This window comes from Neobacillus sedimentimangrovi, from assembly GCF_010614825.1.
Taxonomy (GTDB): Bacteria; Bacillota; Bacilli; order Bacillales; family Cytobacillaceae; genus Neobacillus; species Neobacillus thermocopriae.
This window is the reverse complement of record NZ_JAAFZF010000001.1, coordinates 44,155-68,908: the sequence shown is the minus strand read 5'-3', so window position 1 is coordinate 68,908 and position 24,754 is coordinate 44,155. Positions and strand designations below refer to the sequence as shown.

Here is a 24,754-nt window from a genome sequence, read left to right as displayed (position 1 = left end):
CTTTTATTTCATCTTCCATACTCTTAACACGTAACCGCCACAACTGCATTGATCAATAAATTTCATCTTAATTTCGTCTCCAAATACTTTCTCTAATTCTTGTGTTAAGTACAGTTCCGGGTTTCCGAAGCTTTCGGATGTGACTACATTCACATAAAATCCTTTTGCTGTTTGTTTGACAGCCTCAATAGCATCAACCATTAGTAATTCACGATTTTTTTCATATTCTTCATGTTCTAGAGATATAGACCAATTCTTTTCCACTTACAATCACCTCTCACCATGATTCTAAATGGTTTTTCTATGGCATGAGGTGATGATGATCATAAAAATCAAACTTTTCAGGATATCTTTCACTCTGTTTTAAGATATAGAAAAATCACTCTAAAGGAGAAATGATGATTTTTGGAGTAATGAATTGGAGGTACAAAGAACTTTGGTAGCTTAAATCGAGGTTAATGAGATGATTTTTAAATCTGATCTTGTCATACCTATCACTGACAAAAAAGACCCCTATATGGGGTTATGCTACTGCCACTGTAATAAAGATGGAATTATTCTACAATCTATTTTTTTCTATGGTTCATCCTTGTCTAATTGCCCAATACATATAAGAGCGGACTCCACCCGACTGGTATCAGTAGTTGGGGTCTCTACTCTTATCATTCCAAATACTCAAATGGCCACATCGACAAAAAAGACAATGATCATGATCAGCTGGACAACTGCTTTGGCTATTGTCCCACTTAAAAACGCGATAAAAGTAGCAAAGGCAACTTTAAATGATTCTTGGAACGATTTTTTCTGTAGCATTTCCGCTATTAATACAAAAGCAAAAGGTATAATAATCACCCCAAAAGGTGGAATGACAAAGCTTCCGACAATTAAACCAATGGCCGCTGCTCGGTTCCCCCATTGGGTTGCTCCGGCTTTATCAACAAAATGCTGGTTTGCCAAATAATCTGCCAAGAATAACAAAATCGTCAAAATGACCAACATGGTAACGGTGATCCAGGAAATTTCATTTGAATTAATGCCAAAATGGTAAATCCCAACTCCAGCCCAAATAACCAATACCGAAGGAATAATGGGATATAACAATCCAACAAAACTTAAGATAAAACAACCAATGATTAAAATCCAAAATAGTATATCTATAGTGAACACCTCTTTATACCTGCAATTAAATTCCTCTTCTATTTATATCTTATCCGTTTTCCTTTTTCTAATCACTTAAAGTCATATTATGTAAATGTTTCAATGGCAGAAAAGACACTGAAAATAACATTTCATTCATTAAATAAATGGACTAAACATCATATGACTCCTACGTCTATGCTCTTACTTGTTTCATGAATATTTGCGCTCGCTGCATATGTTCCTAGGCATCCATCCTCTAAGATTCTAACATATTTAACAACTTTATAATGGATATACTTTTTTAAATCGTTCACATACAACCAACATACTTGGCGAATATTCCATATCATATTCTTTTAATGACTCAGTAAAAAATTTTTCGTGTGCCTCCCACCAATCCTGATAATCTCCTTCTCCTTCAGCTAATGCAAATTCCTCTGTTACCTTATTCATCGGAACCACTTCAACCGATTGAATTTGAATGACTGCGACAGGCTCTTCTTTACCATCTAAAACAATATAATATTCACCAGCTTTTGGTATCTCTTCTTTTTCTAATTCATAAAATACGAAACCTGAAGTAGTTGCGGTCTTCTTTCCTTTGATAACTAAATCGGCTAACCAATCAGGTGAAACTCCGAATTGAAAGGCATCTTTATATTCAATCCCTTCTTGACCAGTAGCTAGACAAAAATCATTCCAAAATGGTTGTACTTTCCTATTCATAAAAACACCCTTTAGTAAAAATGAGTTTTTCCTCTACTAACCTAGCCCGTTCGTAAAATGAGGTCTGAACGTTAAGACGATCGTTTTGGCTATTCATTTTTATTATATCGATAACCTTGACACAACGTAATTGCCCTTGGGACCTAGATCTCGTATAACAAAGAGAATATCCATACCCTTTATTTAGAGTATGGTGCACCTTCCTCATTATTTTTTATTTCTTGTGTTTCAACGATATCTCTTTCTAAGACAATGTTTGATTGATTTATTTTTAATTTCGTTTGAATCCTGTCATAAAGCTTGATGGGACAATAGCCAAGCAATCCCCCAGTGGTGTTTAGTAAGAGATCATCTACATCAAAAATTCCGAGAGAAGAAATAACTTGTAAGCATTCTAAGACTAAACTTAAACCGAATGATAGAACGAATACACCTTTGAATGATATCTCTTTATTTTTCAAAAAGAGTACAAGAAACATTCCAAATGGTATGAACAAAGCGATATTCCCAAACAAATTACTGAAATCACGCAGCACTGATAGACTATGGATATTAATAATTATTGTTTGAAACGGGATATAATTGCCGCTTTGCAACTGGGACATAAGATGATCAGGGTTCCCAAGAGTCCGCTCAAAGTGATGCCAGAGAAGGGCCATATCCATCCAGTGGAATTTAAATAGAATGATTCTAAGTAACCCATACAAATATAGGACAAAGAGCGCTAGTAAAATGAGTTTGTTTATTACCTTCTTTATCATTTTATTCATTCCGCCTCCCTTCCCTCCCTGACATTCGTATGTGTTGTACTAGAATACATGGTCACAATGATCCCATCCATATTGTTGCCTGATATCTCATAATGAAGATTGGAGGGCACATGTATCGTTCTATCTTTCGTTACCGGGTAATAAGAAATCTCGTATTTTTTACCATGTATGGTGATGGAAACCGCATTTTTTTCTTTCAAGTATTCCAAATATTCTTCTAAAGCAAAGTTTTTTTCCTTCATAATCACACTGTGTGGCAGTCCAACATAGCGAATATGCCAAGGTTCATATTGAATTCCAGTTACTTTCGTTTTGTCCTTTGGATATCTTAAAATAAAGCCGTATTTCCAAGCATTATTTTCTAGCCACTTTCCTTCAGGTGCATGTTCCATTTTTGACAAACTTGATCCTACATCAAGTGATAAGCCAGAATTGTGTTCACTATACCCTGCTGGTAAGGCATAACTAGCCCCCATTTCATGGTAAAGCCGATTTTGCTCATCAAAGTTACGATAGCCACTATTGATCATATAGTGACGAACCCCTTCCTTTTCAGCATCTTTAACCATCTCTGAAAATTTTTCAGCCATTTCTTTTGACAAAAAGATATTCGCATCTTTCAACCCATATCCATTGATTAATTCGTTATATTTAGCTAAATTTACGATATCTGACTTGATTCCTTCTTTATGAATAGGATATTTACTGTTAATTAATAGTAGTTTTCCTTGATAGATTTGTTCTTTTTTAATAGTTATGGATTGAGTATTTTTAGAAATCCCTTCGTTATCGAATTGATTTTCGTAATTTTGATTATGATTCTTCATTTCTATATGATTCTGAAAAATGGGTGCTTGATCAATGACATATAAACTTAGACACCAAAAAAATAACGAGATAAAAACCATCTTTTTCATTTATGTTTCCTCTCCTTCAGTGATTACCAAACGCGCACTTTACGTTAGATTTCAAATATGGATGAACTTGTCATGATAGGGATGACACCAAAACGGGATGAAAAATCATGAAATCATTTCCCCTCGTCCTTTTCACATCCATACATGGGAATACCGATATTTTTCACACCATTAGCCTCTATTTGTGTAAAAGAAATACAGTTAATTTCTCGAAACACAACCATTGTCAAAAATGAATTTTTTCGCGTAATCATTTCATGACCCCCTATTCATGTTCTTTGTGTGTGCTTGATTTCTTCGTATCAACTTATGTATCGATTTTTGTGCAATTAAAAAAGCTCGTTCCTACGGTATTTAGATTACCGAAAAAGAACGAGCTTTTTATTAATTTTTAATGGATAAATTCATAAGAAAAAGTTAAGAAACTATTCATTTTTTCCTAAGTTTGCTCTGGTATGACAGGAAGTTCTACTGTAAAGGTCGTATATTTCTCATCACTGTCCGCATAAATACGCCCGCCGTGGGCAATGACTATTTCCTTCGCTATGGCTAATCCAAGACCTGATCCACCTTTTTCAGAGGAACGTGCCGTATCCAGCCGATAAAATTTTTCAAATATGGTGGTAAGTTTATCTTTAGGAATGCTCCCAGTGTTTTTGAACTCGATTGATACCATATCCCCCTTGAGACCAGCATTGATTTCAATGATAGTGTTGTTTTCACTATACGCAGCAGCGTTTTTCAGTATATTGTTAAAGACCCTTGCCAACTTATCGGGATCACCGAATACGGTCAAATCCTCAGGAGCATGGATGACCGTCTGTTTCCCTTTTGCAGCAAGCTGGGGATAAAATTCATCGGTCATCTGAACTAGCATATAGTATAGATCTATTTGCTTTTTCGTAAGTGGAATCTCTTGAAGGTTATACCGAGTAATTTCAAAAAACTCATCGATTAGTTGATCTAGACGATGGGCTTTATCCAATGTGATACGTACATATTTTGCCTTTTGCTCTACAGGCATGTCTGGCGCCTCGTCAAGTAAACTCAGATAACCGATAACAGATGTGAGGGGAGTTTTAATATCGTGCGCCAAGTACAACACAAGATCATTTTTTCGTTGTTCAGCCAACCTTGCATCTTGCTCTCGCTTTTCAAGTGTCTGTTTTAATGTATTAAGCTTCTGTTCCATGAACCCCATTTCTTCAGACATCTCGATGTCTTTCTCTTCGTTTTGAATAAGTATATCAATACCAGCATTGATTTCGTCAAAGTATTTTACAAATTTTGAAAGCATGAAACGAGAAAAAATTAGAATACTGATGATAATCGCAACAAAGATAATCACTTCTAAATTATTCCGAATCGTATAATGATAAAGCAATAACGCTTGCTCGTGATCTAAGTAAAAAGTGTATTCTAAAAAACTTACGATCCCGTCCCCAACCCGTCGCCAGGCAAATAAACGTAAAATTAATACAAATACAACGGCTGTAACAACTGTCACAAGGAAATATTGGTTAAGTTTCCGTTTCAGTTTGGAATAATCGTTTTTTTTATACCTATTTTTATTATTCAATCTTATATCCAACTCCCCAAACTGTTTTAATATATTTAGGATGATCACTTCGGTCGTTCATTTTTTCGCGCAAATGTCTGATATGTACAGTAATCGTGTTGTTACTCTTGCTGAAATATTCATCTCCCCATATTTCATGAAAGAGCTGCTCAGAACTTACCACTTTCCCCTTGTTTTCACAAAGGATTCGCAGGATGGCAAATTCGGTTGGAGTTAGGGATAAAGGCTTCTCGTTCAGAAAACACTCATGAGTGTCTTTATTAATCACAATTCCAGAGTGAACGATCACATTTTCGTTCTGCTCGATTCCTCCATTGTATTGTTTGTAACGACGCAACTGTGCTTTCACTCGAGCAACTAACTCCAATGGGCGAAAGGGCTTTGTTATATAATCGTCCGCTCCCATCGTCAGTCCTGTAATCTTATCAATTTCTGAATCCTTCGCCGTTAACATGATAATTGGATACGTGTGTTTCTCCCTTATTTTTTGACAGATAGTTAAACCACTTGTACCAGGAAGCATGATATCCAAAATGGCAAGGTCAAGGTCCATCTTTTCTATGCATTCCAATGCTTCTTCGGCAGTATAAAATTTAAAAACCGTATAATTTTCGTTTTTCAAATAGAGCTCAACCAAATCGGCAATTTCATGTTCATCATCGACGACAAGTATTTTATTGCTCACAGTGTTCCATCCTCCTACTCAATTAATGAACGGTTCTCTTTTCTATATCAAAATCTTTTCCCACTGGCTTCTAATGTAAAATTGATAGCAACCTGTTCTCAAAATATTATTGTACACGACGATCTGTTATCAGTCAGTTTGTACTGTAGACATCCAAGTAGAAAGTTATTTATTATAACCCCAGCTTTAAACCTATTCCAATCCTTAAGTTCACAATAATAGTTATATACTAATTTAAAGGAATAGTCTTTTTACAAAGATCTCACCAATAAATCTTTGAAACTCCAAGAGGAAAAAGATAGTGGTAAATAGGAGTTTAAAAGAGGATGGAGGATCAATTCTGTCGTTGGGGCGTATAAAAGCAGAATAGATGAACTATACAATAGGTGATTTTATTTACACATTTAATGTGTTAGGTACTGGTACTGCTGACGATTATAAAAAGATTCCAAAAGTGATACGATTAATATAAGACAAATACTTCTTGAAAAGAAAGACATTAACCATGCATAAAGAAGTATAAAAACCACCTAAAATCAAGGTGGTTTTTGCATTTTAATCTAATGGAGAATCGCCTTTTTCCCAATTTGTAGGACCTTCTTCACTCGGTATAAACTTAGTCCAATATTCACCCGTTTTCCTATCAAAAATAATCATATTATTTTCATTAGCAGGAACTAATTCATATTTATATTCATTGTTAACATTCCCTTTATTTGTAATGAATTTATCAACTGTCACCATTAAAAATATGCCTAATATAGTGAACCCTATTATGATGGAAAGACCAATTATGATGGATGAATGATTTTTCACGTTTCTTCCTCCAACTTGAATAGTTTTTGTGTTTCATATCTATCTTTCTAACTATAATTAGTTAGCTTTCAAAACTAGCTGATTTTCCATTAATCTCCATTAACTGTAAATATATCTCTATATTAACAAAAATTTGAAATTTATAGCAATAGAGATTACGAAAACTGCCCATAAAAAAGAGGGTATATACTCATATTGAGCATAATCCCCTCTCTGTTTCATTTTTATAAGATGTTATTTTTGATATTTTGAAAGTTTCGCAGTTAGATTTCCAGATTTCCTTTCTGGTGCTTTTGCTTTTAAATTAGAGGCCCAAGCAATTTTGGATTCATACTTCTCTGTATGTTCTTTTTTAATTAGGAACTGCAGCCGCTCTTTGTTTTTTTCAAGGGATTCTTCCAGTGATTGTAAACGGTGCCTTGGGAAGGAAAGACCTGCTAAAATGGTGGTAATCGTTGGGTCACCTTCCGTGATATACGTTCCCTCAAACAATTCCACTGGTTCCCCAATTCCCTCAAATATAGACGGCACATTAATCAATTTTGCCATTGATTCAGGGCCTTCATAAATGAGCCCTGCACGAATGACCCCCACTGTATCAACCGGGCAAAAAATCGACTTCGCCCATGAACGCTGGATCAATTTGGAAACATCTGCCGTCGTTTTTGCATCAGTCACCGTTGCTGAACAGATCATGGTTACGCCTCTTGTATTTAGGATATTCATTAAATCTGTTTCATCAAAATTCCCGTAAAACGAACTTTTTTGTGTAATATCCAGTACATGAGAAATGGCCTCCATGACTTGACGATTAGAAGAAAGATAAATTTCTTGTTTGCTAGATTGTGGATTTGTCTTACGCAATTGATCATTGTCCACCAAAAATACCGAGGAAATGCCTTCAATCTTTGAAATTTGTTCAATACATTCAGCTGCATTAATTCGGTTCCCAGCTAAAACGTTACGCTCAGGTAGGATGGCGATAGCCCCCACATGAACGCCTGGCAATTGGTCCAATAAAATATCGATTAAGAGTGGACTCATCCCTGATCCAGTTCCACCATCAGTAGAAAAGGCTACTAATAATAGTTTAATGTTTTTAAAGGATTTTTTGACAAAGTCAACCATTTCCCGATAATGTTCATGAACTGCCCGCAAGCCAACTGACCGATCCTGCCCTGCTCCATTATATCCTGGTACAAAATACTTCTTTTCTACTTTAGTATTAACAGCCCCATCTCGTTGATTCGTATTAATTAGGGCGGTTGGAAAACCCAATGTAGATGCTATTTCAGCGATATTTCCACCTGCTTGACCAACACCTAAGATGCCAATTGTTTTCACTAAATCGCCTCCTCACTACTATAACTAATACTCATGTATGTACGAAAATAGACTTTTTCTTTTAAAAAATAACCTTGTCCCCATACACTTTTATAAAAATATTTCTGTCTATCCATGAAGAAAACCAAAAATCATCATGGCCAAAGGTGAACAATCCGAATATGTATAAAATTACCCCCTAAACACATATAACTAAAAAGTCTTTGACATATTGAATAAAATACTGTACATTACAAATGTACGAATGATTTTAACAAAACTTCAATTTAATGTTCGTGTTTAGGGGTGTTTTTCATGGATGTAGTATTTGATTACGAAGATATTCAATTAATTCCTGCAAAATCCATTGTCAAAAGTCGTTCTGAATGTGATACCAGTGTTGAATTTGGTGGTTATAAATTTAAATTACCTGTTGTCCCAGCCAACATGCAGACTATTATTGACGAGAAGTTAGCGGCATTTTTAGCTGAAAATGGGTATTTCTATATTATGCATCGCTTTCAACCGGAAAAACGTCTTGCATTTGTAAAGGATATGCAATCACGTGGTCTCATTGCATCGATCAGTGTGGGAGTTAAAGAAGGTGAGTTTGAATTCATCAAACAATTGGCAGAGGAAAATCTTACACCTGAATTCATTACCATCGATATTGCTCACGGCCACTCCAATTCGGTTATTGAAATGATTAAACATATTAAAAATCATTTACCGAAAAGCTTTGTCATTGCTGGTAATGTGGGTACTCCAGAAGCCGTTAGAGAACTAGAACATGCTGGTGCAGATGCTACAAAAGTTGGAATTGGACCAGGTAAAGTATGTATTACAAAGATTAAAACAGGATTTGGTACTGGCGGCTGGCAGTTAGCTGCTCTTAGATGGTGTGCGAAAGCGGCAAGCAAACCGATTATTGCCGATGGTGGAATTCGTACACACGGTGATATCGCAAAATCCATACGATTTGGCGCCACCATGGTCATGATTGGTTCCTTGTTTGCAGGCCATGAAGAATCGCCTGGTGAAACAGTTATTAGAGATGGAAAAACGTATAAAGAATATTTTGGATCTGCTTCAGAATATCAAAAAGGCGAAAGAAAAAATGTAGAGGGCAAAAAAATGTATGTAGAATACAAAGGCCCGATTATCGATACATTGATTGAAATGGAGCAAGACCTTCAATCCTCTATTTCTTACGCGGGTGGAAACAAATTAAAAGACATTCGCACAGTTGACTATGTAATCGTTAAAAACTCGATCTTTAACGGCGACCGAATCATATACTAATGTATTTAAATTAACATTATAATGTATACGAAAAAATGGCGTGAATCTTCTATTTAATTGGAAGGGTTTACGCCATTTTTTATTCTCATCTTTCGATATTCCTTCATAAATAAATCTTCTTCCTTTCCTTTATTATCCTTTACTCTTAAACGTAATGAACCTATTTCTAATATCCTCAAAAATCTATGTAACAAAAATGTAATTCTATTCTATTAAAAGCATTCATAGTAATAGAAAAAAATCAATGATTTATTTGGAATGGAACATGGAGGAAAAACGATTGAAAAAACTATTTGCGACTCTCGTACTTATTTTATGCCTATCAATGGTCTCTCCTGCTTCTGCAACCTTCCATCAAAGTAGCGAGAACATGACAAAAATCAGCAGTGAACAGTCTCCCCCATTAGAAGAGTTGGCAATAATGGATTCACCCATTCAGAACCTCGATCTTATATATGCGGGAGAAATGGTCCATACTATAAAATCAGAAGCTTCACCTTCAAATGCTCCAGAAATAAAAGTAGGATATTCCAAACGCGAAATAGATTTGCTTGCAAGACTAGTTCGGGCAGAAGCGGAAATCGAACCCTTTCGAGGGAAAATAGCCGTTGCTTGTGTCGTCCTTAATAGAGTAGCTAGTCCTACATTTCCAGACACCATCAAAGAAGTCATTTATCAAAAAAATCAATTCCAACCTGTCATGAATGGAAAAATCAACCAACCAACTGATGAGGAATCCATTCAAGCCGTTCATGCGGCAATAAATGAACAAAGAAATTTGGCAGGGGATTCACTGTTCTTTTATAATCCGGATATTGCTACCAGTCGCTGGCTCGATTCTAGAGCAACCACGCTCGTTATTGGCAATCATGTTTTTAAAAAATAATTCCCTAATTAGGTGATCGATCATGAAAGAAATGACCTTTAAAGCATACGCCATAACCAATGAAATTGACTTAAACAAAATCGCTATTCACTGCGGAATTCCAAAGAAATTTACATGGGAGGAACCATTAATTTTAAGGGGTCCTATTTTACGTTCCATTCTGGACGAAGAGGTAAAGGAATCAGAGCAAGTACTTGTTTTTTCTTTTGGGAGCGTCGTGTTTATTAACCATTCTTCCACAAATATGATCAATCGTTTATTAACCTTCATCCATTCGTTCGAGCCAGATTTTGATATGGGAAATATTGACAAGTATACCGATGATTATAGTCTTCACATTGCTGAAAATGAACAAATTGAATTCGATGATGAATATGTATTAGTGCCTAAATATGAGGATTTCTATCCGGAATTAATCTCCACCGTACTAGCCAAATCTGTTGCTTTGGAAAAAACCGAAGAACAACTTGGAAAAATACTCGATAAACTCGAGACCATGATCGATCGGCTGGAAAAAGGGAATTTGAGAATTGGTAATAAAGAATTGGCTAGGACCACAGCAATAATTGTCCGCCATGAGTACAACACCCTTGCCTATATTATGATTTTAGATAAGCCTGACATTACATGGACAAGCAGTGATGCTAGTGAATTTTATGATAACATGACCGAATTTTTCGAGTTGAATGATCGGTATAAAATATTAAAAAGTAAAACGGAAATATTGTATAACATCATGGATGGGTTTTCTACCATCAGCCATTCGATGCGAGGGCTTTTCGTCGAATGGATTATCGTTATTCTTATTCTTTTTGAGATTGTCCTCACTCTTTTAGAAATTGCCGGCCTGCTTCCATCATAAAAAACATATTTTAGAATTTATGCAAGAAGAAGTTTTAACCAGTTCAATTTGAGAAATAATGATTAATGGCATATGGCTTCCTTTCCATAACACTCTCTTTTTAGACGTGTAATACATGAAAGCTTTTAACAAAAAAAGGGGCTGTCCGGAAAGTAGTATTTCAGCCGTAATCTTTATAAAAGCAAAACCCAAGAATGCTGTTAAATCAACATTCTTGGGTTTTTAATTTGGGTTCATTTTTCTCTTAAATGGACTTTTTAGACAGCCCCTTTTTTTTAGTTTTCTTCCATTTCTTTGCGGTTTTTCTTAAAGATTTTTGAAAGAACTTCATAGACGATTGGAACAACAATCAATGTTAATAAGGTTGAACTTGCCAATCCACCAATAACAGCTATCCCTAAACCTTTTGAGATTAATCCGCCTCCACCATTTCCAATGACCAGTGGAATTAATGCGCCAATGGTAGCAATGGCTGTCATTAAGATTGGACGTAGACGTGTAGCCCCTGCTTCTAAAATCGCTTCTCTCATATTCATGCCATCACGTTCCATATGAATAATCCGGTCAACGAGGACAATCGCGTTTGTTACAACGATACCAATCAACATCAGTAGTCCCATCATGACGGAAACAGAAATCGTCTCATCGGCAATATATAAACCGACAAATGAACCGATAACCGCAAATGGTAATGAGAACAGGATTGCAAACGGAGCAAGACCTTCACCAAACGTAACAACTAAGATGAAGTAGACAATACCTACTGCTGCCGCCATGGCGATACCTAATTGAGTAAACGTTTCTTTCATATCTTCTTGAACACCAGAAGCACCATAGCTGACACCTTTAGGCAAATCTAATTTTTCTATTTCTTTACTTACTTCAGAGGATACTTTTGAAATATCTTTTTCTTTTATCGTGCCTGACACCGAAGCATAGTATTCACCTTTACTACGTGAAAGGGTATTTTGTGTCGTGCCTTTCTCTACTGATACGATTTCGGAAAGTGGCACGGTATTCCCTTGAGCTGTCGGAACTGGTGTTGCTAGCATTTCATCAATAGACTTCGGTTGAGCAGCTTCTTGTTTTTGCTGGACGATTACCTCTAAAGATTTTCCGTCCTTTTCTATCGTTGTTAATACTTCCTTATTTTCCATAGGATTTAACATCATCACAAGTTGGCCAGTTGTAAGCCCATATTGCATTAATTCATTCTGAGAAACATTAAAGGTATATTCGGTAAAGGACTCTTCCAAACTGGATGATACATCTTCTAGCCCATTGTTTTTCTTCATTACTTCTTCCGCCATCTTGATGGCTTTATTAAGTTTCCCTAAGTCTTCACTGTAGAAATTGTAGCTAATTTCATTGGAAGCAGCGCCGGACATGGAAGAGAAGTTTTGGCTCTTCCATTCTCCTGATTGACCAATGTTGAACACATACTCTTCAATTTCTTCTCGAACCTCTGGGAAGTTTTCCATATCTGGATCAAAAATGAGGTACATTAAAGCTCCATTGCTACCTTGACCCATCATGGCTGCAGTAGGGTCGCCACTTTCAGTTACAGATACTTGTACAATATCAATATCATCCCGTTTCAATAATTTTTCTTCTACAGTGGCCACATTTTTTAATGTCTCTTCTTTAAGTTCCCCAGGAGCAGGCGTATAGGTCAAGTACATGACTTTTTCTTCTTCACTACCCATAAAACTGAAACCGATCAAAGGTGTTAAAGCCAAACTGCCCACCAATAATACAATGGCGATCAGAGAAGTCACTATTTTATGGTTCAGACTCCAGTTAAGGACTCCTTTATACCAATTGGCCAATTTACCAACTTCTTTATGGTCGCCTTCTGTTTTTTCACTATATAATTTCTTTTTAAATAAGAAGTGGGAAAGAGCAGGAACAATGGTAATCGCAACAATCAATGAAGCACCAAGCGCAAATGCCATTGTTAAGGCAAATGGCATAAATAATTCGCCGACCATTCCGCCTACGAACATTAACGGAGCGAATACCGCAACTGTTACTAATGTAGAAGACAGAATTGGTTTGAACATTTCAATCGTTGCTTCACGAATTAGTGCACGGCCTGTTAACTTCTCCCCTTTTAAATGTAAACGGCGATAAATATTTTCTACTACTACAATGGAGTCATCAATCACACGCCCGATCGCAACTGTAACCGCACCAAGCGTCATGATGTTTAATGTAATATCCATCCAGTTTAACAGTAAAAACGCCATGAATACCGATACTGGAATAGAGATAATCGAAATAATCGTCGATTTTATATCACGTAAGAATAGAAGGATGATTAATACCGCAATAAGACCGCCAAATACGGCTTTTTCTACCATTGTTGAAACAGATTCTTCAATCGGTTTTCCTTGGTCAAGGGAAACATCGATGATGATTCCATCAATTTTCTTCTCTTGTTCTTTAATCAGGTCTTTCACAGCATTTACAACATCTACTGTATTCGCCTGTTGTTCTTTTACAATTTGTACAGCAATCGCATCTTTTCCGTTTGTACGTGAAACAGATTGAACTTTACCTACTTCTTTAATTTCTGCGATGTCACTTAGTTTAACAAATGGCTGTGGATGAGTGGCTGTCGGTGTGACTGGAATAAGCATTCCCTTTAGTTCATCCGTAGTCATAAATTTACCGTCAATAGAAACTGCTTGCTCCCCTTCTTTAAACTCGAATAATCCGAGCGAGACAGCCATGTCACTTGATTGAATCATTTGTTTAACATTCTCTTCTGTTAAACCAAGTTCAGCCATTTTTTCTTTGTTATACGTTAGTTGAACTTCTTCTATATGCTGACCGGTAATGGTAGCCGATGCCACACCATCGATTTTCTCAATTTTCGGAAGCAAAATATCCTCAACCGTTGACGTTAATTCAACGATATCTTCCGTCTTACTGCTCACACTTAGAGCGACAACAGGCATCATATTCATGCTAATGGCGGTAATTGTCGGCTTTTCAGCCCCATCCGGCAACTTCACATCATCAATTGCGGATTGTAAAGCTCGTTTTGCCTCGTCCATATCAATCCCATATTCATATTCCACCTGTATACTTGACATGTTAGAATAGGAATTGGAATAAACTGCCTTCACGTCTTCTAAGCCTTCGACGGCTTTTTCAATGGGCATGGAGATCTCTTCCATTACTTTCTCAGGGGTGGCACCTGGATAAACCCCCATAACCATTAAGTATGGAATCGAAATATCAGGAATCGTTTCCGTTTTCATTCGTGTACCTGAATAAATGCCAGATACAGTAATAATAATCGTCAATAACCAAACTGCTAATTTATTTCTTGTGACAAAATTGACTAGTCCTTTCACAATGACACCTACCTAAGATTGACTTTTTTGACCTAATTCCATATAATACTGACCAACTAGTCATTTGTCAACAAAATGAATTTTGGAGTGTTTTATCAACATGGCAAAAAAACAATTAATTATGGAAAAAGCATTAGAGTTATTTGCCAAACAAGGATTTGAAGCAACTTCTGTTCAGCAAATTACTGAACATTGTGGCATTTCAAAAGGGGCGTTTTACTTATCTTTTAAGTCAAAAGATGAATTAATATTAGCCTTAATTGATCATTTCATGATGCAATTCCTTTCCGAAATTGACTACGTAGTCAGAAACTCAAATAATGAAAATCTATTATATGACTTTTATTTCACGGCGTTTCAGTCCTTTCATAAACATTCGGATTTCGCCAAACTTCTTATGAAGGAACAGGCCCAAACCATCAATGAAGAATTTATTCATAAAATGTATGATTTCAACCGTATGATGGAAAAAATCATTATTACTATGATTGAACGACTTTATAGTGAAGAAATCCGAAAGACCAAATATGATTTAATGTATTGCATTAAAGGATTTATACAAACATATTCCAACCTTTTTGTGTTCTATAATGTCCCGCTTGATTTGGAATTACTAGCTCATTCCCTAGTGGAAAAAACGAATGTATTGGCAAAGCATGTGACACTTCCATTTATGACGGAAGATCTTTATCAAATATTTACCGGTCCAGAATATGGAGGAGAAACAAAGGAACAAATTATCCAAAAAATGGAACAATTGATAGAGGAAGTGGACGATCCCATAATTAAGGAATCTCTGCTACTGCTTAAAAATGAACTCATTGATCCAAGTCTGAGTCCTGCGATCGTAAAAGGATTATTGCAAAATATTCGTCAACATCCCCACTGTAAATGGATTCCCTATTTAATAGATCGTTATTTTGAATTTTTATAAAAAATGGCAGAATGTACTTCATAAGTCATTCTGCCTTCCTTTTTTTAATAGATATTCTTCTTTATTTTCTCACGTATAGATTCAATCACTTCATTTGGTAAATCGGCAGGAAGTGATGTTTCCTCTTCGAAAACCCATTCATTTACCACTTCCAAATCTGCTTTTTTAAAGGTAACACTATACTGCTTATGATTATGAAAAAACTGAACAGTGACATATTCTTCTGTGGCAAAATCATCATCGATGATCATGTTAGTGATTTGATACATAGGCTACTCCTTTGAACATTTATTGATTGGTAAACAAAATTTTTATTTCGTTTTCCGCTTCAATTAACCTCCCAAAACGATACCCTTCAATTAACACATGACGTTCATGATCATCAAGCTGGCGGTTCCATTTCGTTTCTAAATAGTGGATCACTTCATTATAAAAAATTGGTGAGTATTCCAATGGTTCTTTCATACCTATTCACCTCATCAAAAAATGGACTTTCATCTTTATAGTTTTGTCCAAATTTTTCGATTCAAATCAAACTTAGGATGATTTTTATTGCATGTCGATACGTTGAACAATAGTGGATAGTATAGTTTATGTATGACATCCAAAAAGCGTTGCTGTGTACATGAAGCTAAATAATGGAAATAACATGAACCGGAGGTCATTTAAGATGCGCGAATGAAGTCAATGTACGGTATGGAAAATGAGTGTGTCTATTGAAATGGTTCTTATTGTAAATCATTTCATAAAAAAAAAGTAGACAAGTATGTCTACTTTTTGAATGGGATATTAAATGGTAACAGGATTATTGTTGGCTAATTTTTTTAGATTTCTATCATACGGTGACTGAATGACACCGATTTCCGTAATAATTCCAGTAATCAGTTCATTCGGTGTAATATCAAAAGATGGATACAAAGCATGGGTTCCTTCAGGGGCAATACGAGACCCATTTAAATAAACGACTTCGTCTCCGTTTCTCATTTCCACTTCAATATCTTTTCCACTTTTCGTTAAGAAATCAATGGTATGACTTGAAGTTGCGGTATAAAAAGGAATTCCATTCGCTTTGGCGGCTAGCGCATGATTATAGGTTCCGATTTTATTGGCTAAATCTCCATTACCAGCGACACGATCTGAACCAACCACCACTTTTTGGATATAGCCTTGATTCATAAAATATCCAGACATTCCATCTGTGATTAAAGTATGTGGGATACCAAATTTCTTCAGTTCATAGGCCGTAATTCTTGCTCCTTGTAAATAAGGGCGTGTTTCGCATGTGTAAACATGAATTTTTTTCCCTTGTTCAAAGGCTGTTCGAATGACAGATAATGCACGTCCACCAAACCCGGAACCACCTAAGGCTCCAGAATGGCAATGAGTCATAATCGTATCACCATCATTGATGAGTTCAGCCCCATGAGCTCCTAAATCATATTCAAATTGAAGTTGCCGCTTTAGAATATCGACAGCTTTTTGTTCTACTTTTTCTACAATATCCTCCGAACTGCCTTCTGCGACGGAAACCATTTCATCAATGGTTTTCATTAAATTGACAGCTGTTGGTCTCGTACTTTTTAATAAGGAGGCTGCTTCTAGAATTTTTTCTTTCTTTCCATTGGATTTCAAAGCAGCTAATAGAATCCCATAAACTCCACAAATACCAATGGCCCCTGAACCTCTAATATTCATATTTTTAATTGCCTTTGCCAATTCGGACACATCATGTAAGGTATAGACTTCCTCTTGGAATGGAAGCTTTAATTGATCAATTACCTTCAGTGCTCCCTCTTCAAACCAAATAGGGAGTGCCAAATTTTTCGATTTTAATTCTTTCATCAAGGCAACGATTCGATCCATCCTCATCCATCCCCTCCTTTATTGGTGTACAGGCAATTTTTGGGCCGCCTTTAATTGAGAAACAATGAAAGCCTGTTTTGCTGTTGCTTCTAATAAATCCGTTACATTATAAGCAGCTTCAAGTGTCGGTCCAACAGCACAAATTCCATGATCTTTCATTAATACTGCTTTTATGTCAGGATAAGTTTCGAATGCTTCTACAACAAATCTAGCTAATTCTGGGGAACCTGATGGAGCTACTTCAACACAAGGAACTTTACCTAATAATTTTCGAGCGGTTACCGTTGGGAGTGGTAATTCTTGTCCTAAACAGGCATAACCCACGGCATAGTTCGGATGACAATGGACCACTGCATGTACATCCGGACGAGTTTTATAGATGCCAAGATGAAAGCTAATTTCTTTCGAGGGTTTGCCTTGCCCTTCCAGCACTTTCCCGTCCATGTTGACAATTAATGCATCTTCTCTTGAAACTTCTCCTAAGCTGACACCACTTCTTTTAATGAGAACCTGGTCTGTACCAGGAATGCGAACACTTATATTTCCTCCCGTTGCTTGTGTAAACCCCTTTTGATAAACCTTATGTGATATATACTCAAGCTCTTTTTTAAGCAACTCTATATTCATTGGATTGCCTCCTTTATTTGATCATGAATCTTATGGTACATTCTAGCAAAATAGGGATGTGCTTCCTTTGCCAACTCTAGGGCTGGTTGACATTTTTCCATGATAGCTTGGTATCTTTCTTGAACTCGCCGAATCACGGATTTTTCATCAAACGTCATAATTCTTTTATTTTTTAGTACCCATTCACCATTGATCAAAACAGAATCAACAGAAATTCCATTTTCATAGAAAACGAGCTGTGAGATCAAATCAGAGTTCGTTGCAAAGGTTGGTGTATCCTTTTTCAGCAATACTAAATCTGCATCATAGCCTTTTTGAATTTTCCCCCGTTTATGAGCCTCTCCAAAAACATGTGCACCACCATTAATAGACATTTGCAAGACATTCCATGGTTGGATCCATTGTTCATAGCAGTTATTCCCTACCCGATGGATCAAAAGAGCCATTCTCATTGCTTCAAATAAATTATGAGAAATGCCACAATTCGAAGAGTCTGTCCTTAATGCCACATAAACTCCTGCACGCCAATATTGGGGTAAAGGAGCTATGCCACTACCTAGCATCAAATTACTGACCGGATTACAAACAACGGTGACCCCATGTTCAGCGAAAAGGTCTATTTCTCTATCATTTAGCCAGACAGAATGGGCAGTCGATAATTTGGATGATAGAAGTTTATATTTTTTTAATCTTCCAATGATCCCGTCTGTAAAGGTCCTATCACCGACTCGTTTTTGAATCTCTGTCTCTAGTAAGTGAGTGTGAATAAAAAGCCCTTCTTGCTTACTTAACTCTTCACAAAGATTAAGCATTTCGTCAGAACATCTTTGTGGAGCATTCGGACCTAAGAAAATCGATATTTTCCCATTTTTTTGATGCCAATTTTTAATGAGATTCGTATAATAATTCCTCATTACTTTCGGTGAATTTGGCTTGACAGCTTCCAGTTTTTCTTTTATATTCAGGGGCAATGAAACTGGAAGAAAATGATGATCGAAAACATCATGCATCATCGGCGCAAACCCGATTTTCATTCCCGTTTTTTCATAGGCCTTTAATGCGGCTTCAGTTCTTCGAATATGTGGAAAATGATCAACACAGGAAGTAATGCCGCTTTTGATCATGTCAATGGCACCTAATAGAACCGCTAATTCGATGTCTTGATCATCCAAAGAATGACCATATGCAACTGTGTAAAGGGACCAAATCTCTAATGGCAAATTACTGATGGTTCCCTTTAATAGATTGGAATAAGAATGATAATGTGCATTGGTCATACCAGGTAAGACGATCATTTCACTTCCATCCATCACCTCCCCGGCAGTAAAGTCGAATTCACTACCGGAAGAGGTTGGAATTATGTCTTTAATCTTTCCGTTTCCAATCAATAAACTACCTTGAATAATCTCCTTCTCCTCATTCATAGTAATGAGGGTTGTATTTTTTATGAGTAGCTTCATTATGCCTTTGTTGCTGCCAGCTTATCTTTTCTTGCTTCAATCGCACGTTCATAAGCTAGCATTGCTTCCGATTTTCCGTTTGTTTCAACCAACTCGATCGTTTTTAAGAATAGCTTGATCATTTTTTCTTTGTTATTTTTTACAACACTTCGATGCATTTCTAAATCTGGGGCTACATCGGTCATGCCTGCTGCCATATCCGTTGCAAGTGTCACCACCGCATAAGCAATTCCTAGTTCTCTAGCTAAACTAGCTTCCGTGCCGTTTGTCATTCCGACTACATCCATTCCCCAACTACGATATAATTTAATTTCAGCAGATGTTTCATATCGTGGTCCATCCACAGTGATGTAGGTCGCTTTTGGCGTCAACTCAATTCCTGTTTGTCTTGCCGCTTCCATAAAATACTGTCGGAGTTCTTCATCGTACGGGCGACTAATATCAACCGAATATTTTCCATACGTTTTTACTCGATTGGTTGTCACATCCACAAAATCATCTAATAAAGCAAAATGGCCAACTGGAATCTCAGGATTTAACGATCCGACGGCACACATTGCCAATACATGATTAACCCCTAATTGTTTTAGCGCTATCATATTGCCTCGATAATTCACTTCATGTGCAAGGCAATGATGATTTTCCCCATGTCTTGGTAGGAAATAAACTTCTTTATTGGCATGCTCTCCTTTAAATACAGGGACTACACCAAATTCAGTTGTAACCTCTATTTTTTCCACCTCTTTTAAAAGATCATAAAACCCTGTTCCACCAATTACGCCAATTTTCATTCCATTCTACTCCTTTCCAAAATCTATGAATCTATTAATAGGATTTTAATAAGGATGGATAAAAATATTTTTTTCCTGCTTGTTTCTTCAATTGATCCCAATGTGCCAAGATCTTAACTGCCTCTGTAGAAACGGCAACCGACTGTTCAATAGCCGTCCCCTTATATGCAAATTGATCTTTTACCCGGTTTGCCACTACAGAGAAAACGGCACCTGCCCGAAGGCCAAATAAATGGCTTAAGGTAAGAACGGTGGCAGCCTCCATTTCAAAATTTAAAACCCCTGCCCGCTGCATATCATTTAGGATTGTTTCCATCCAGCTTTGTTTGTAATTATTGAACCCTGGGCGACCTTGACCACAGAAAAAGGATGCGGAGGTGTAGGCCAATCCCACGTGATATTTCACATTTAATTTTTCTGCTGCTTCAATCAAAGCCATTACTACCTCTTGATTGGCTAGTGCTGGATATTTGGAATCTACATACTGATCACTTGTACCATCATATCGAACAGCCCCAGCACAAATAATGAGATCACCTGGGTCAATATAATCCTGCATGGCCCCACATGTACCTACTCGAATAAATGTTTCAGCACCGATTTCTGCTAGTTCTTCTAATGCACTTGCAGTTGAAGGGCCCCCTGCTCCGGTGGAACAGGCAGATATCTCGACACCAGCCACTTTTCCTGTATAGGTAACATGCTCACGATAAGTGGCGATATGGCGGCTTTCATCCCATAAGTTTGCCATCATTGGAACCCTTTCAGGGTCACCAGGCAATAGAACGTATTTTGCGATATCTCCGGGTGCGCACCGAATATGATATTGAGCTTTTTTTTCAGTTTCTGGACGATTGGCATTTGTTTCCCACTTAAGATCCTGTACCAATTTTCCGTTCCTCCTCTAGTCCTTTTTTGTTATTTTTGAACCACTTAACAATGGAATCAATTGTTAAGTAGGATTCATTCCTATTTAAATAAGTTAGTTGGTTTGCCAATTCCATCACCTGTGGTGGTTGTAAGTCTGCTGTCTTCAATAATTCCTGATTTTTAAAAACAACATCCGCACGATCATCAGCAATTTTTCTACTTTTATTCATGATGACAACACGGCAATTTAACTCACCGATTAATTGCATATCGTGCGTAACCAATACCACGATATGGCCATGTTCATGAAACATTTTTACCAATTCCAATACCCGTTTGCATCCTTTGTGATCCTGCCCTGTCGTAGGCTCATCGAGGACGACAACTTTCGGGGATATAGCCATGATCGAAGCCATACCAATTTCTTTTCTTTTACTTGAATTTAAATCAAAAGGATTGGCATCCAATAAATTCTCAAGTTCAAATAATTCAATCGCTTTTTTAACTCGTTTTTCCGTTTCCTCTTCAGAAATCTTTAAATTTTTACAGCCATAGTAAAGTTCCTGTCTAACTGTGGGCAAAAAGGTTTGATGATTAGGATTTTGAAATACGTACCCTACTTGACTAGAAAGTTTTGCAATTCTTTCTTTTTTTGTATTCATATTTCCTACAGTGACTTGACCAGTAGTCGGTTTCAATAATCCATTAAAATGTTTAACTAAAGTTGTTTTTCCTGAACCATTACTTCCAAGAACAGCAACGATTTCCCCTTCTCCAATCTCAAGGTTCACATCCTGAATAGCAGTAACCCCATTAGGGTATACATGTGAAACTCCTGTAACTCTAATAAATGGTTCCATATTGTTCCTCCTATTTTATCGAGACGATTTGAAACGCTTTTACTGCTTCCTCGACAGTAATGGGACTTCCAACATCGATCTGTAATTCTTTCCTTAATCGATCAGCCAATTCTGTTACTTGAGGGGCATTCATTTCCATCTCATGTAAAAGGGTGAGTTCAGAAAATACCTCTTTCGGTGTACCGAACATGATCACTTCTCCATCATCGAGAACAAGGATTTTATCGCAATAGCTTGCCATTCTTTCCACTTCATGGTCAATGATGATCCCTGTCATTCCATATGTTTTTATTTTTCGTAATACATCATAAACTTCATTTTTCCCACGAGGATCGAGCATAGAAGTAGGCTCATCCATGATCATGATCGAAGGTCTCATTGCCATTACAGAAGCTATCGCTAATCGTTGTTGCTGGCCACCTGATAAGGCAAGGGGACTTCTTTTTTCAAATCCTTCTAATCCTACTTGTTTTAAAGTTTCCTGGATACGATATTTCATTTCTTCCCTGGAAATCCCTAAATTCCCCATACCAAAAGCGATTTCCTCTTCAACTGTCATTTGACTAAGCTGGTTTTCTGGCTCTTGGAAAACAAAGCCTACCTTATCTGCCATATCTCCCACAGACAATGGAGAGATGTCTTGTCCTAATACAGTTATTGTTCCTTCTAAATTTCCTTGAATGACAGTCGGAACTAACCGGTTTAAACACATGGCCAAAGTTGTTTTGCCCGATCCTGTCCGACCAATAATCCCCAATACTTCCCCTTCTTTTAAAGTAAAATGGATATTTTTTAATACTGGAGTATCTGTATCAGGGTATTGAAACGTTAAATTTTCAACGACGATGGCATCTCGGTTACTCATTGACTCATCCCCCTATGAATACGCTCACTTTTTTAAATAAAAATTTTACTATTACGATGAAGAACACTGCCCATACAGCAAATAAGGAACTTACTAGTAAATTGCTCGTGGTTAAAGAAATTTTCTGGGCAAAACTTAAATATAACTCTGTTAAAAGAAGGACGAGCATGCCACTGATGAACATATAATCCAACGAGGAAATCTTTGTTTCTCTTAAACTTGTTTTTACACCATTTCGACTAAAAGCTCGGCATTCCAATACATAAGATAACTGGTGAACTTTTACAAATGTAATGATAAACAATGGTGCAAATAAGGGGACTAGGTGTTTTACTCTTTCAAAAATATTGGCTTTTACATCGAGACATCTCGCTTGCTGAGCCTCCATGACAATTTTTGCTTCTCTCGCAATGATAGGGATAATTTGAAAGGTTGATAGAAACATAAAGGCTATGGAATGTGATACTTTCCATTTCATTAATGCGATGGCTAAATCGGAAGGATGTGTGGTCATAACGAATAACACAGCTGCAGTACCTATCACAAGAATTCGAAAAGACATAACCGAAGCATAGACCAAGGATTCATATTTGAACGTTAACCCTCCGAAAATTTCAAAAACCGGGGTTTCGCCGATCGGATTATAAATTCCATGAATGGTCATGATTAACACGACAAAGAGCATAAGAAACTGCATCGATATAAAATACTGCTTCACTAATTTAGATAGTAAAATAAGAGGGAACATTCCAAATAGAAGAATAAGTTGCATGGCTGGATCCTTAAAAAGGAATGTACTAATGACGATAAATAAAACAAACAAAATCTTTGTTCGTGGGTCTAACCGATGAATCATACTTTCTCTTGCAATATACAAACTGTTCATTCATGGCAACCTCCTTCATCTAGTTTCCTAGTTGATTCTCTTTCTACTAATGTTGGATAAAAAACAATCGTTTCTTTTACATGCCTTTTTTCCTTCATTGTTTTAATAGCAATTTCCATCGCTCGGTTCCCCATTTCAATGATAGGGGTATGAATGGTCGTAAGTGGAGGAGAAATAATGTCTGCAAACTGCGAGTCATCGAAACCGATGATAGACAAATCATCAGGAATTTTTAAATTAAGCTCTCTTGCTGCTTTATAAATTCCTACCGCGATCGCATCACTAGCCGCAAAAATAGCGGTAGGACGATCTTGTCTTGAAAGAAGTTTCAAACCATTTTTATAGCCACTATCAATATAGAACTTATCGAAGATGACAAAATCTTCTATTATTTTTATTTTTTTATCGGCAAGTGCACTTTGAAATCCTTTATATCTCTCTATGGAGGCATAAGAATCCGCACTTCCTGAAATAAAAGCAATTTTTTTATGGCCCAATTCTAATAAATGATTGGTTGCCATATATCCCCCCTCAAAGTTGTCTACTAAAATTTCATTGATTTTTACACCAGGGATTTTACTTCCAAGGATGACAACAGGTAGATCAGGATATTCTTCTACTACTTGCTTAATGTTTTTATCTTTGACTTCTGGAGTTGAAAAGATAATTCCATCTACCCCCTTTGCAATGAGAAAATCAATATACTCGGCTTCTTTCGTTAAATTGTTATCCGTATTACAAAGGACGATATTAAACCCATGTTGATTGGCTGTATCCTCTACAGCTCTCGTTAAGTCTGCATAAAAAATGTTTTTAATATCTGGAATAATTAATCCAAAGGTCGATGTTTGTTTTTTTATCATCGCAGCTGCAATCATATTGCGCTTAAAATTTAATTTTTCAACTGCTTGATAAACCTTCTGTCTTGTTTCTTCACTTGTGTAACCACTCCCATTTAATACTCTTGAGACGGTTGATATGGAAACACTTGCTTCTCTAGCAACATCCTTAATCGTAGTCATTTCATTATCCTCCTATCAAACATGGAAACGTTTCCTTAAATCCTTCCATTTCCTTTTATTACTATTTTTAGGGATCTATATTAATATTAATTTCCAGATCATTAAATAGCAATAATTTTCTGAAATATATTTTCCTACTAGTGAAATTTTTTATGGTAATTATGAAAAAGTTTAAGGAAACGTTTCCATTAAGGAGTTTATTAGA

General features: G+C 36.6%; 25 protein-coding genes and 1 pseudogene. 4 read left to right on the top strand and 22 right to left on the bottom strand.

The window, feature by feature from the left end; translation table 11 throughout:
- Nucleotides 1-3: 3 nt before the first annotated feature.
- The 10 genes and pseudogenes from GZA11_RS00380 to GZA11_RS00335 form a co-directional block, all read right to left on the bottom strand.
- A complete protein-coding gene (locus tag GZA11_RS00380; protein ID WP_163182498.1) occupies nt 4-264 on the bottom strand; it encodes a CGCGG family putative rSAM-modified RiPP protein in 261 nt (86 codons plus the stop codon).
- Between the two features lie 411 nt (nt 265-675).
- A complete protein-coding gene (locus GZA11_RS00375) occupies nt 676-1,167 on the bottom strand; it encodes a DUF456 domain-containing protein (RefSeq protein ID WP_321175674.1) in 492 nt (163 codons plus the stop codon).
- A 255-nt stretch (nt 1,168-1,422) separates the two neighbouring features.
- Nucleotides 1,423-1,866 (bottom strand): ASCH domain-containing protein, encoded by a 444-nt coding sequence (locus GZA11_RS00370; RefSeq protein ID WP_163182497.1) that lies wholly within the window; start codon nt 1,864-1,866, stop codon nt 1,423-1,425.
- Nucleotides 1,867-2,045: 179 nt separating this feature from the next.
- Nucleotides 2,046-2,636 (bottom strand): VanZ family protein, encoded by a 591-nt coding sequence (locus tag GZA11_RS00365; RefSeq protein ID WP_235924728.1) that lies wholly within the window; start codon nt 2,634-2,636, stop codon nt 2,046-2,048.
- Nucleotides 2,633-3,553 (bottom strand): VanY-A/VanY-F/VanY-M family D-Ala-D-Ala carboxypeptidase, encoded by a 921-nt coding sequence (vanY, locus tag GZA11_RS00360; protein ID WP_163182496.1) that lies wholly within the window; start codon nt 3,551-3,553, stop codon nt 2,633-2,635. Before vanY ends, GZA11_RS00365 begins: the two co-directional genes overlap by 4 nt.
- A 50-nt stretch (nt 3,554-3,603) precedes the next feature.
- Nucleotides 3,604-3,720: pseudogene (locus GZA11_RS16995) on the bottom strand (D-lactate dehydrogenase VanH-E); the annotation flags it as partial.
- 272 nt (nt 3,721-3,992) lie between these two features.
- Entirely contained in the window at nt 3,993-5,132 is a 1,140-nt protein-coding gene (vanS, locus tag GZA11_RS00350; RefSeq protein ID WP_163182494.1) for a vancomycin resistance histidine kinase VanS, read from the bottom strand.
- Nucleotides 5,125-5,817 carry a VanR-ABDEGLN family response regulator transcription factor gene (gene vanR, locus GZA11_RS00345; RefSeq protein WP_163182493.1) on the bottom strand — a complete coding sequence of 231 codons (693 nt, stop codon included), beginning with the start codon at nt 5,815-5,817 and terminating at the stop codon, nt 5,125-5,127. The genes vanS and vanR overlap by 8 nt, the downstream gene beginning before the upstream one ends.
- A gap of 555 nt (nt 5,818-6,372) precedes the next feature.
- A complete protein-coding gene (locus tag GZA11_RS00340; protein ID WP_163182492.1) occupies nt 6,373-6,633 on the bottom strand; it encodes a hypothetical protein in 261 nt (86 codons plus the stop codon).
- Between the two features lie 234 nt (nt 6,634-6,867).
- A complete protein-coding gene (locus GZA11_RS00335; RefSeq protein WP_163182491.1) occupies nt 6,868-7,977 on the bottom strand; it encodes an FtsZ/tubulin family protein in 1,110 nt (369 codons plus the stop codon).
- 294 nt (nt 7,978-8,271) lie between these two features.
- Here GZA11_RS00335 and guaC point away from each other — a divergent pair, with 294 nt between their 5' ends.
- The 3 genes from guaC to GZA11_RS00320 all read left to right on the top strand — a co-directional run bounded on the left by guaC (nt 8,272) and on the right by GZA11_RS00320 (nt 11,006).
- On the top strand, nt 8,272-9,258 hold the full coding sequence (gene guaC, locus GZA11_RS00330; RefSeq protein WP_038535390.1) for a GMP reductase: 987 nt from the start codon (nt 8,272-8,274) through the stop codon (nt 9,256-9,258).
- A 280-nt stretch (nt 9,259-9,538) separates the two neighbouring features.
- The gene (locus GZA11_RS00325) at nt 9,539-10,144 is read left to right on the top strand and encodes a cell wall hydrolase (protein ID WP_235924726.1); all 606 of its coding nucleotides are present in this window, start codon (nt 9,539-9,541) and stop codon (nt 10,142-10,144) included.
- Nucleotides 10,145-10,166: 22 nt separating this feature from the next.
- Nucleotides 10,167-11,006 carry an RMD1 family protein gene (locus GZA11_RS00320; RefSeq protein ID WP_163182490.1) on the top strand — a complete coding sequence of 280 codons (840 nt, stop codon included), beginning with the start codon at nt 10,167-10,169 and terminating at the stop codon, nt 11,004-11,006.
- A 275-nt stretch (nt 11,007-11,281) separates the two neighbouring features.
- Here GZA11_RS00320 and GZA11_RS00315 read toward each other — a convergent pair whose 3' ends face one another.
- On the bottom strand, nt 11,282-14,371 hold the full coding sequence (locus GZA11_RS00315; RefSeq protein WP_163182489.1) for an efflux RND transporter permease subunit: 3,090 nt from the start codon (nt 14,369-14,371) through the stop codon (nt 11,282-11,284).
- A gap of 100 nt (nt 14,372-14,471) precedes the next feature.
- On the opposite strand from GZA11_RS00315, the gene GZA11_RS00310 reads away from it, so the two are divergent.
- Entirely contained in the window at nt 14,472-15,305 is an 834-nt protein-coding gene (locus GZA11_RS00310; RefSeq protein ID WP_038535399.1) for a TetR/AcrR family transcriptional regulator, read from the top strand.
- Nucleotides 15,306-15,349: 44 nt separating this feature from the next.
- On the opposite strand, the gene GZA11_RS00305 is transcribed toward GZA11_RS00310, so the two are convergent.
- From GZA11_RS00305 to GZA11_RS00255, 11 genes are all read right to left on the bottom strand, one after another.
- Nucleotides 15,350-15,574 carry a hypothetical protein gene (locus GZA11_RS00305; protein WP_038535401.1) on the bottom strand — a complete coding sequence of 75 codons (225 nt, stop codon included), beginning with the start codon at nt 15,572-15,574 and terminating at the stop codon, nt 15,350-15,352.
- A 19-nt stretch (nt 15,575-15,593) separates the two neighbouring features.
- Nucleotides 15,594-15,770 (bottom strand): hypothetical protein, encoded by a 177-nt coding sequence (locus tag GZA11_RS00300; RefSeq protein WP_158332793.1) that lies wholly within the window; start codon nt 15,768-15,770, stop codon nt 15,594-15,596.
- A gap of 324 nt (nt 15,771-16,094) precedes the next feature.
- Nucleotides 16,095-17,174, bottom strand: a complete 1,080-nt coding sequence (gene mtnA, locus GZA11_RS00295) for an S-methyl-5-thioribose-1-phosphate isomerase (protein WP_204317727.1) — start codon at nt 17,172-17,174, stop codon at nt 16,095-16,097.
- A 12-nt stretch (nt 17,175-17,186) separates the two neighbouring features.
- Nucleotides 17,187-17,795 carry a class II aldolase/adducin family protein gene (locus GZA11_RS00290; RefSeq protein ID WP_163182488.1) on the bottom strand — a complete coding sequence of 203 codons (609 nt, stop codon included), beginning with the start codon at nt 17,793-17,795 and terminating at the stop codon, nt 17,187-17,189.
- Complete coding sequence (locus tag GZA11_RS00285) at nt 17,792-19,255, bottom strand: amidohydrolase family protein (protein ID WP_163182487.1); 1,464 nt, start codon at nt 19,253-19,255, stop codon at nt 17,792-17,794. The genes GZA11_RS00290 and GZA11_RS00285 overlap by 4 nt, the downstream gene beginning before the upstream one ends.
- Nucleotides 19,255-20,046, bottom strand: a complete 792-nt coding sequence (locus GZA11_RS00280; protein WP_163182486.1) for an MTAP family purine nucleoside phosphorylase — start codon at nt 20,044-20,046, stop codon at nt 19,255-19,257. The genes GZA11_RS00285 and GZA11_RS00280 overlap by 1 nt, the downstream gene beginning before the upstream one ends.
- 34 nt (nt 20,047-20,080) lie before the next feature.
- The gene (locus tag GZA11_RS00275) at nt 20,081-20,935 is read right to left on the bottom strand and encodes a nucleoside phosphorylase (protein ID WP_163182485.1); all 855 of its coding nucleotides are present in this window, start codon (nt 20,933-20,935) and stop codon (nt 20,081-20,083) included.
- Complete coding sequence (locus GZA11_RS00270) at nt 20,919-21,776, bottom strand: energy-coupling factor ABC transporter ATP-binding protein (protein ID WP_163182484.1); 858 nt, start codon at nt 21,774-21,776, stop codon at nt 20,919-20,921. Before GZA11_RS00270 ends, GZA11_RS00275 begins: the two co-directional genes overlap by 17 nt.
- Before the next feature lie 10 nt (nt 21,777-21,786).
- Complete coding sequence (locus GZA11_RS00265; RefSeq protein ID WP_163182483.1) at nt 21,787-22,641, bottom strand: energy-coupling factor ABC transporter ATP-binding protein; 855 nt, start codon at nt 22,639-22,641, stop codon at nt 21,787-21,789.
- 4 nt (nt 22,642-22,645) lie between these two features.
- Nucleotides 22,646-23,527, bottom strand: a complete 882-nt coding sequence (locus tag GZA11_RS00260) for an energy-coupling factor transporter transmembrane component T family protein (RefSeq protein ID WP_163182482.1) — start codon at nt 23,525-23,527, stop codon at nt 22,646-22,648.
- On the bottom strand, nt 23,524-24,549 hold the full coding sequence (locus GZA11_RS00255) for a LacI family DNA-binding transcriptional regulator (protein ID WP_163182481.1): 1,026 nt from the start codon (nt 24,547-24,549) through the stop codon (nt 23,524-23,526). The genes GZA11_RS00260 and GZA11_RS00255 overlap by 4 nt, the downstream gene beginning before the upstream one ends.
- Nucleotides 24,550-24,754 lie beyond the last annotated feature (205 nt).

Bases quoted from the DNA above. Each gene is read 5' to 3' on its own strand.
- GZA11_RS00370 (WP_163182497.1), bottom strand. From the start codon at position 1,866: ATGAATAGGAAAGTACAACCATTTTGGAATGATTTTTGTCTAGCTACT.
- GZA11_RS00365 (WP_235924728.1), bottom strand. From the start codon at position 2,636: ATGAATAAAATGATAAAGAAGGTAATAAACAAACTCATTTTACTAGCG.
- vanY (WP_163182496.1), bottom strand. From the start codon at position 3,553: ATGAAAAAGATGGTTTTTATCTCGTTATTTTTTTGGTGTCTAAGTTTA.
- guaC (WP_038535390.1), top strand. From the start codon at position 8,272: ATGGATGTAGTATTTGATTACGAAGATATTCAATTAATTCCTGCAAAA.
- GZA11_RS00320 (WP_163182490.1), top strand. From the start codon at position 10,167: ATGAAAGAAATGACCTTTAAAGCATACGCCATAACCAATGAAATTGAC.
- GZA11_RS00310 (WP_038535399.1), top strand. From the start codon at position 14,472: ATGGCAAAAAAACAATTAATTATGGAAAAAGCATTAGAGTTATTTGCC.
- GZA11_RS00305 (WP_038535401.1), bottom strand. From the start codon at position 15,574: ATGTATCAAATCACTAACATGATCATCGATGATGATTTTGCCACAGAA.
- GZA11_RS00300 (WP_158332793.1), bottom strand. From the start codon at position 15,770: ATGAAAGAACCATTGGAATACTCACCAATTTTTTATAATGAAGTGATC.
- mtnA (WP_204317727.1), bottom strand. From the start codon at position 17,174: ATGAGGATGGATCGAATCGTTGCCTTGATGAAAGAATTAAAATCGAAA.
- GZA11_RS00290 (WP_163182488.1), bottom strand. From the start codon at position 17,795: ATGAATATAGAGTTGCTTAAAAAAGAGCTTGAGTATATATCACATAAG.
- GZA11_RS00285 (WP_163182487.1), bottom strand. From the start codon at position 19,255: ATGAAGCTACTCATAAAAAATACAACCCTCATTACTATGAATGAGGAG.
- GZA11_RS00280 (WP_163182486.1), bottom strand. From the start codon at position 20,046: ATGAAAATTGGCGTAATTGGTGGAACAGGGTTTTATGATCTTTTAAAA.
- GZA11_RS00270 (WP_163182484.1), bottom strand. From the start codon at position 21,776: ATGGAACCATTTATTAGAGTTACAGGAGTTTCACATGTATACCCTAAT.
- GZA11_RS00265 (WP_163182483.1), bottom strand. From the start codon at position 22,641: ATGAGTAACCGAGATGCCATCGTCGTTGAAAATTTAACGTTTCAATAC.
- GZA11_RS00260 (WP_163182482.1), bottom strand. From the start codon at position 23,527: ATGAACAGTTTGTATATTGCAAGAGAAAGTATGATTCATCGGTTAGAC.
- GZA11_RS00255 (WP_163182481.1), bottom strand. From the start codon at position 24,549: ATGACTACGATTAAGGATGTTGCTAGAGAAGCAAGTGTTTCCATATCA.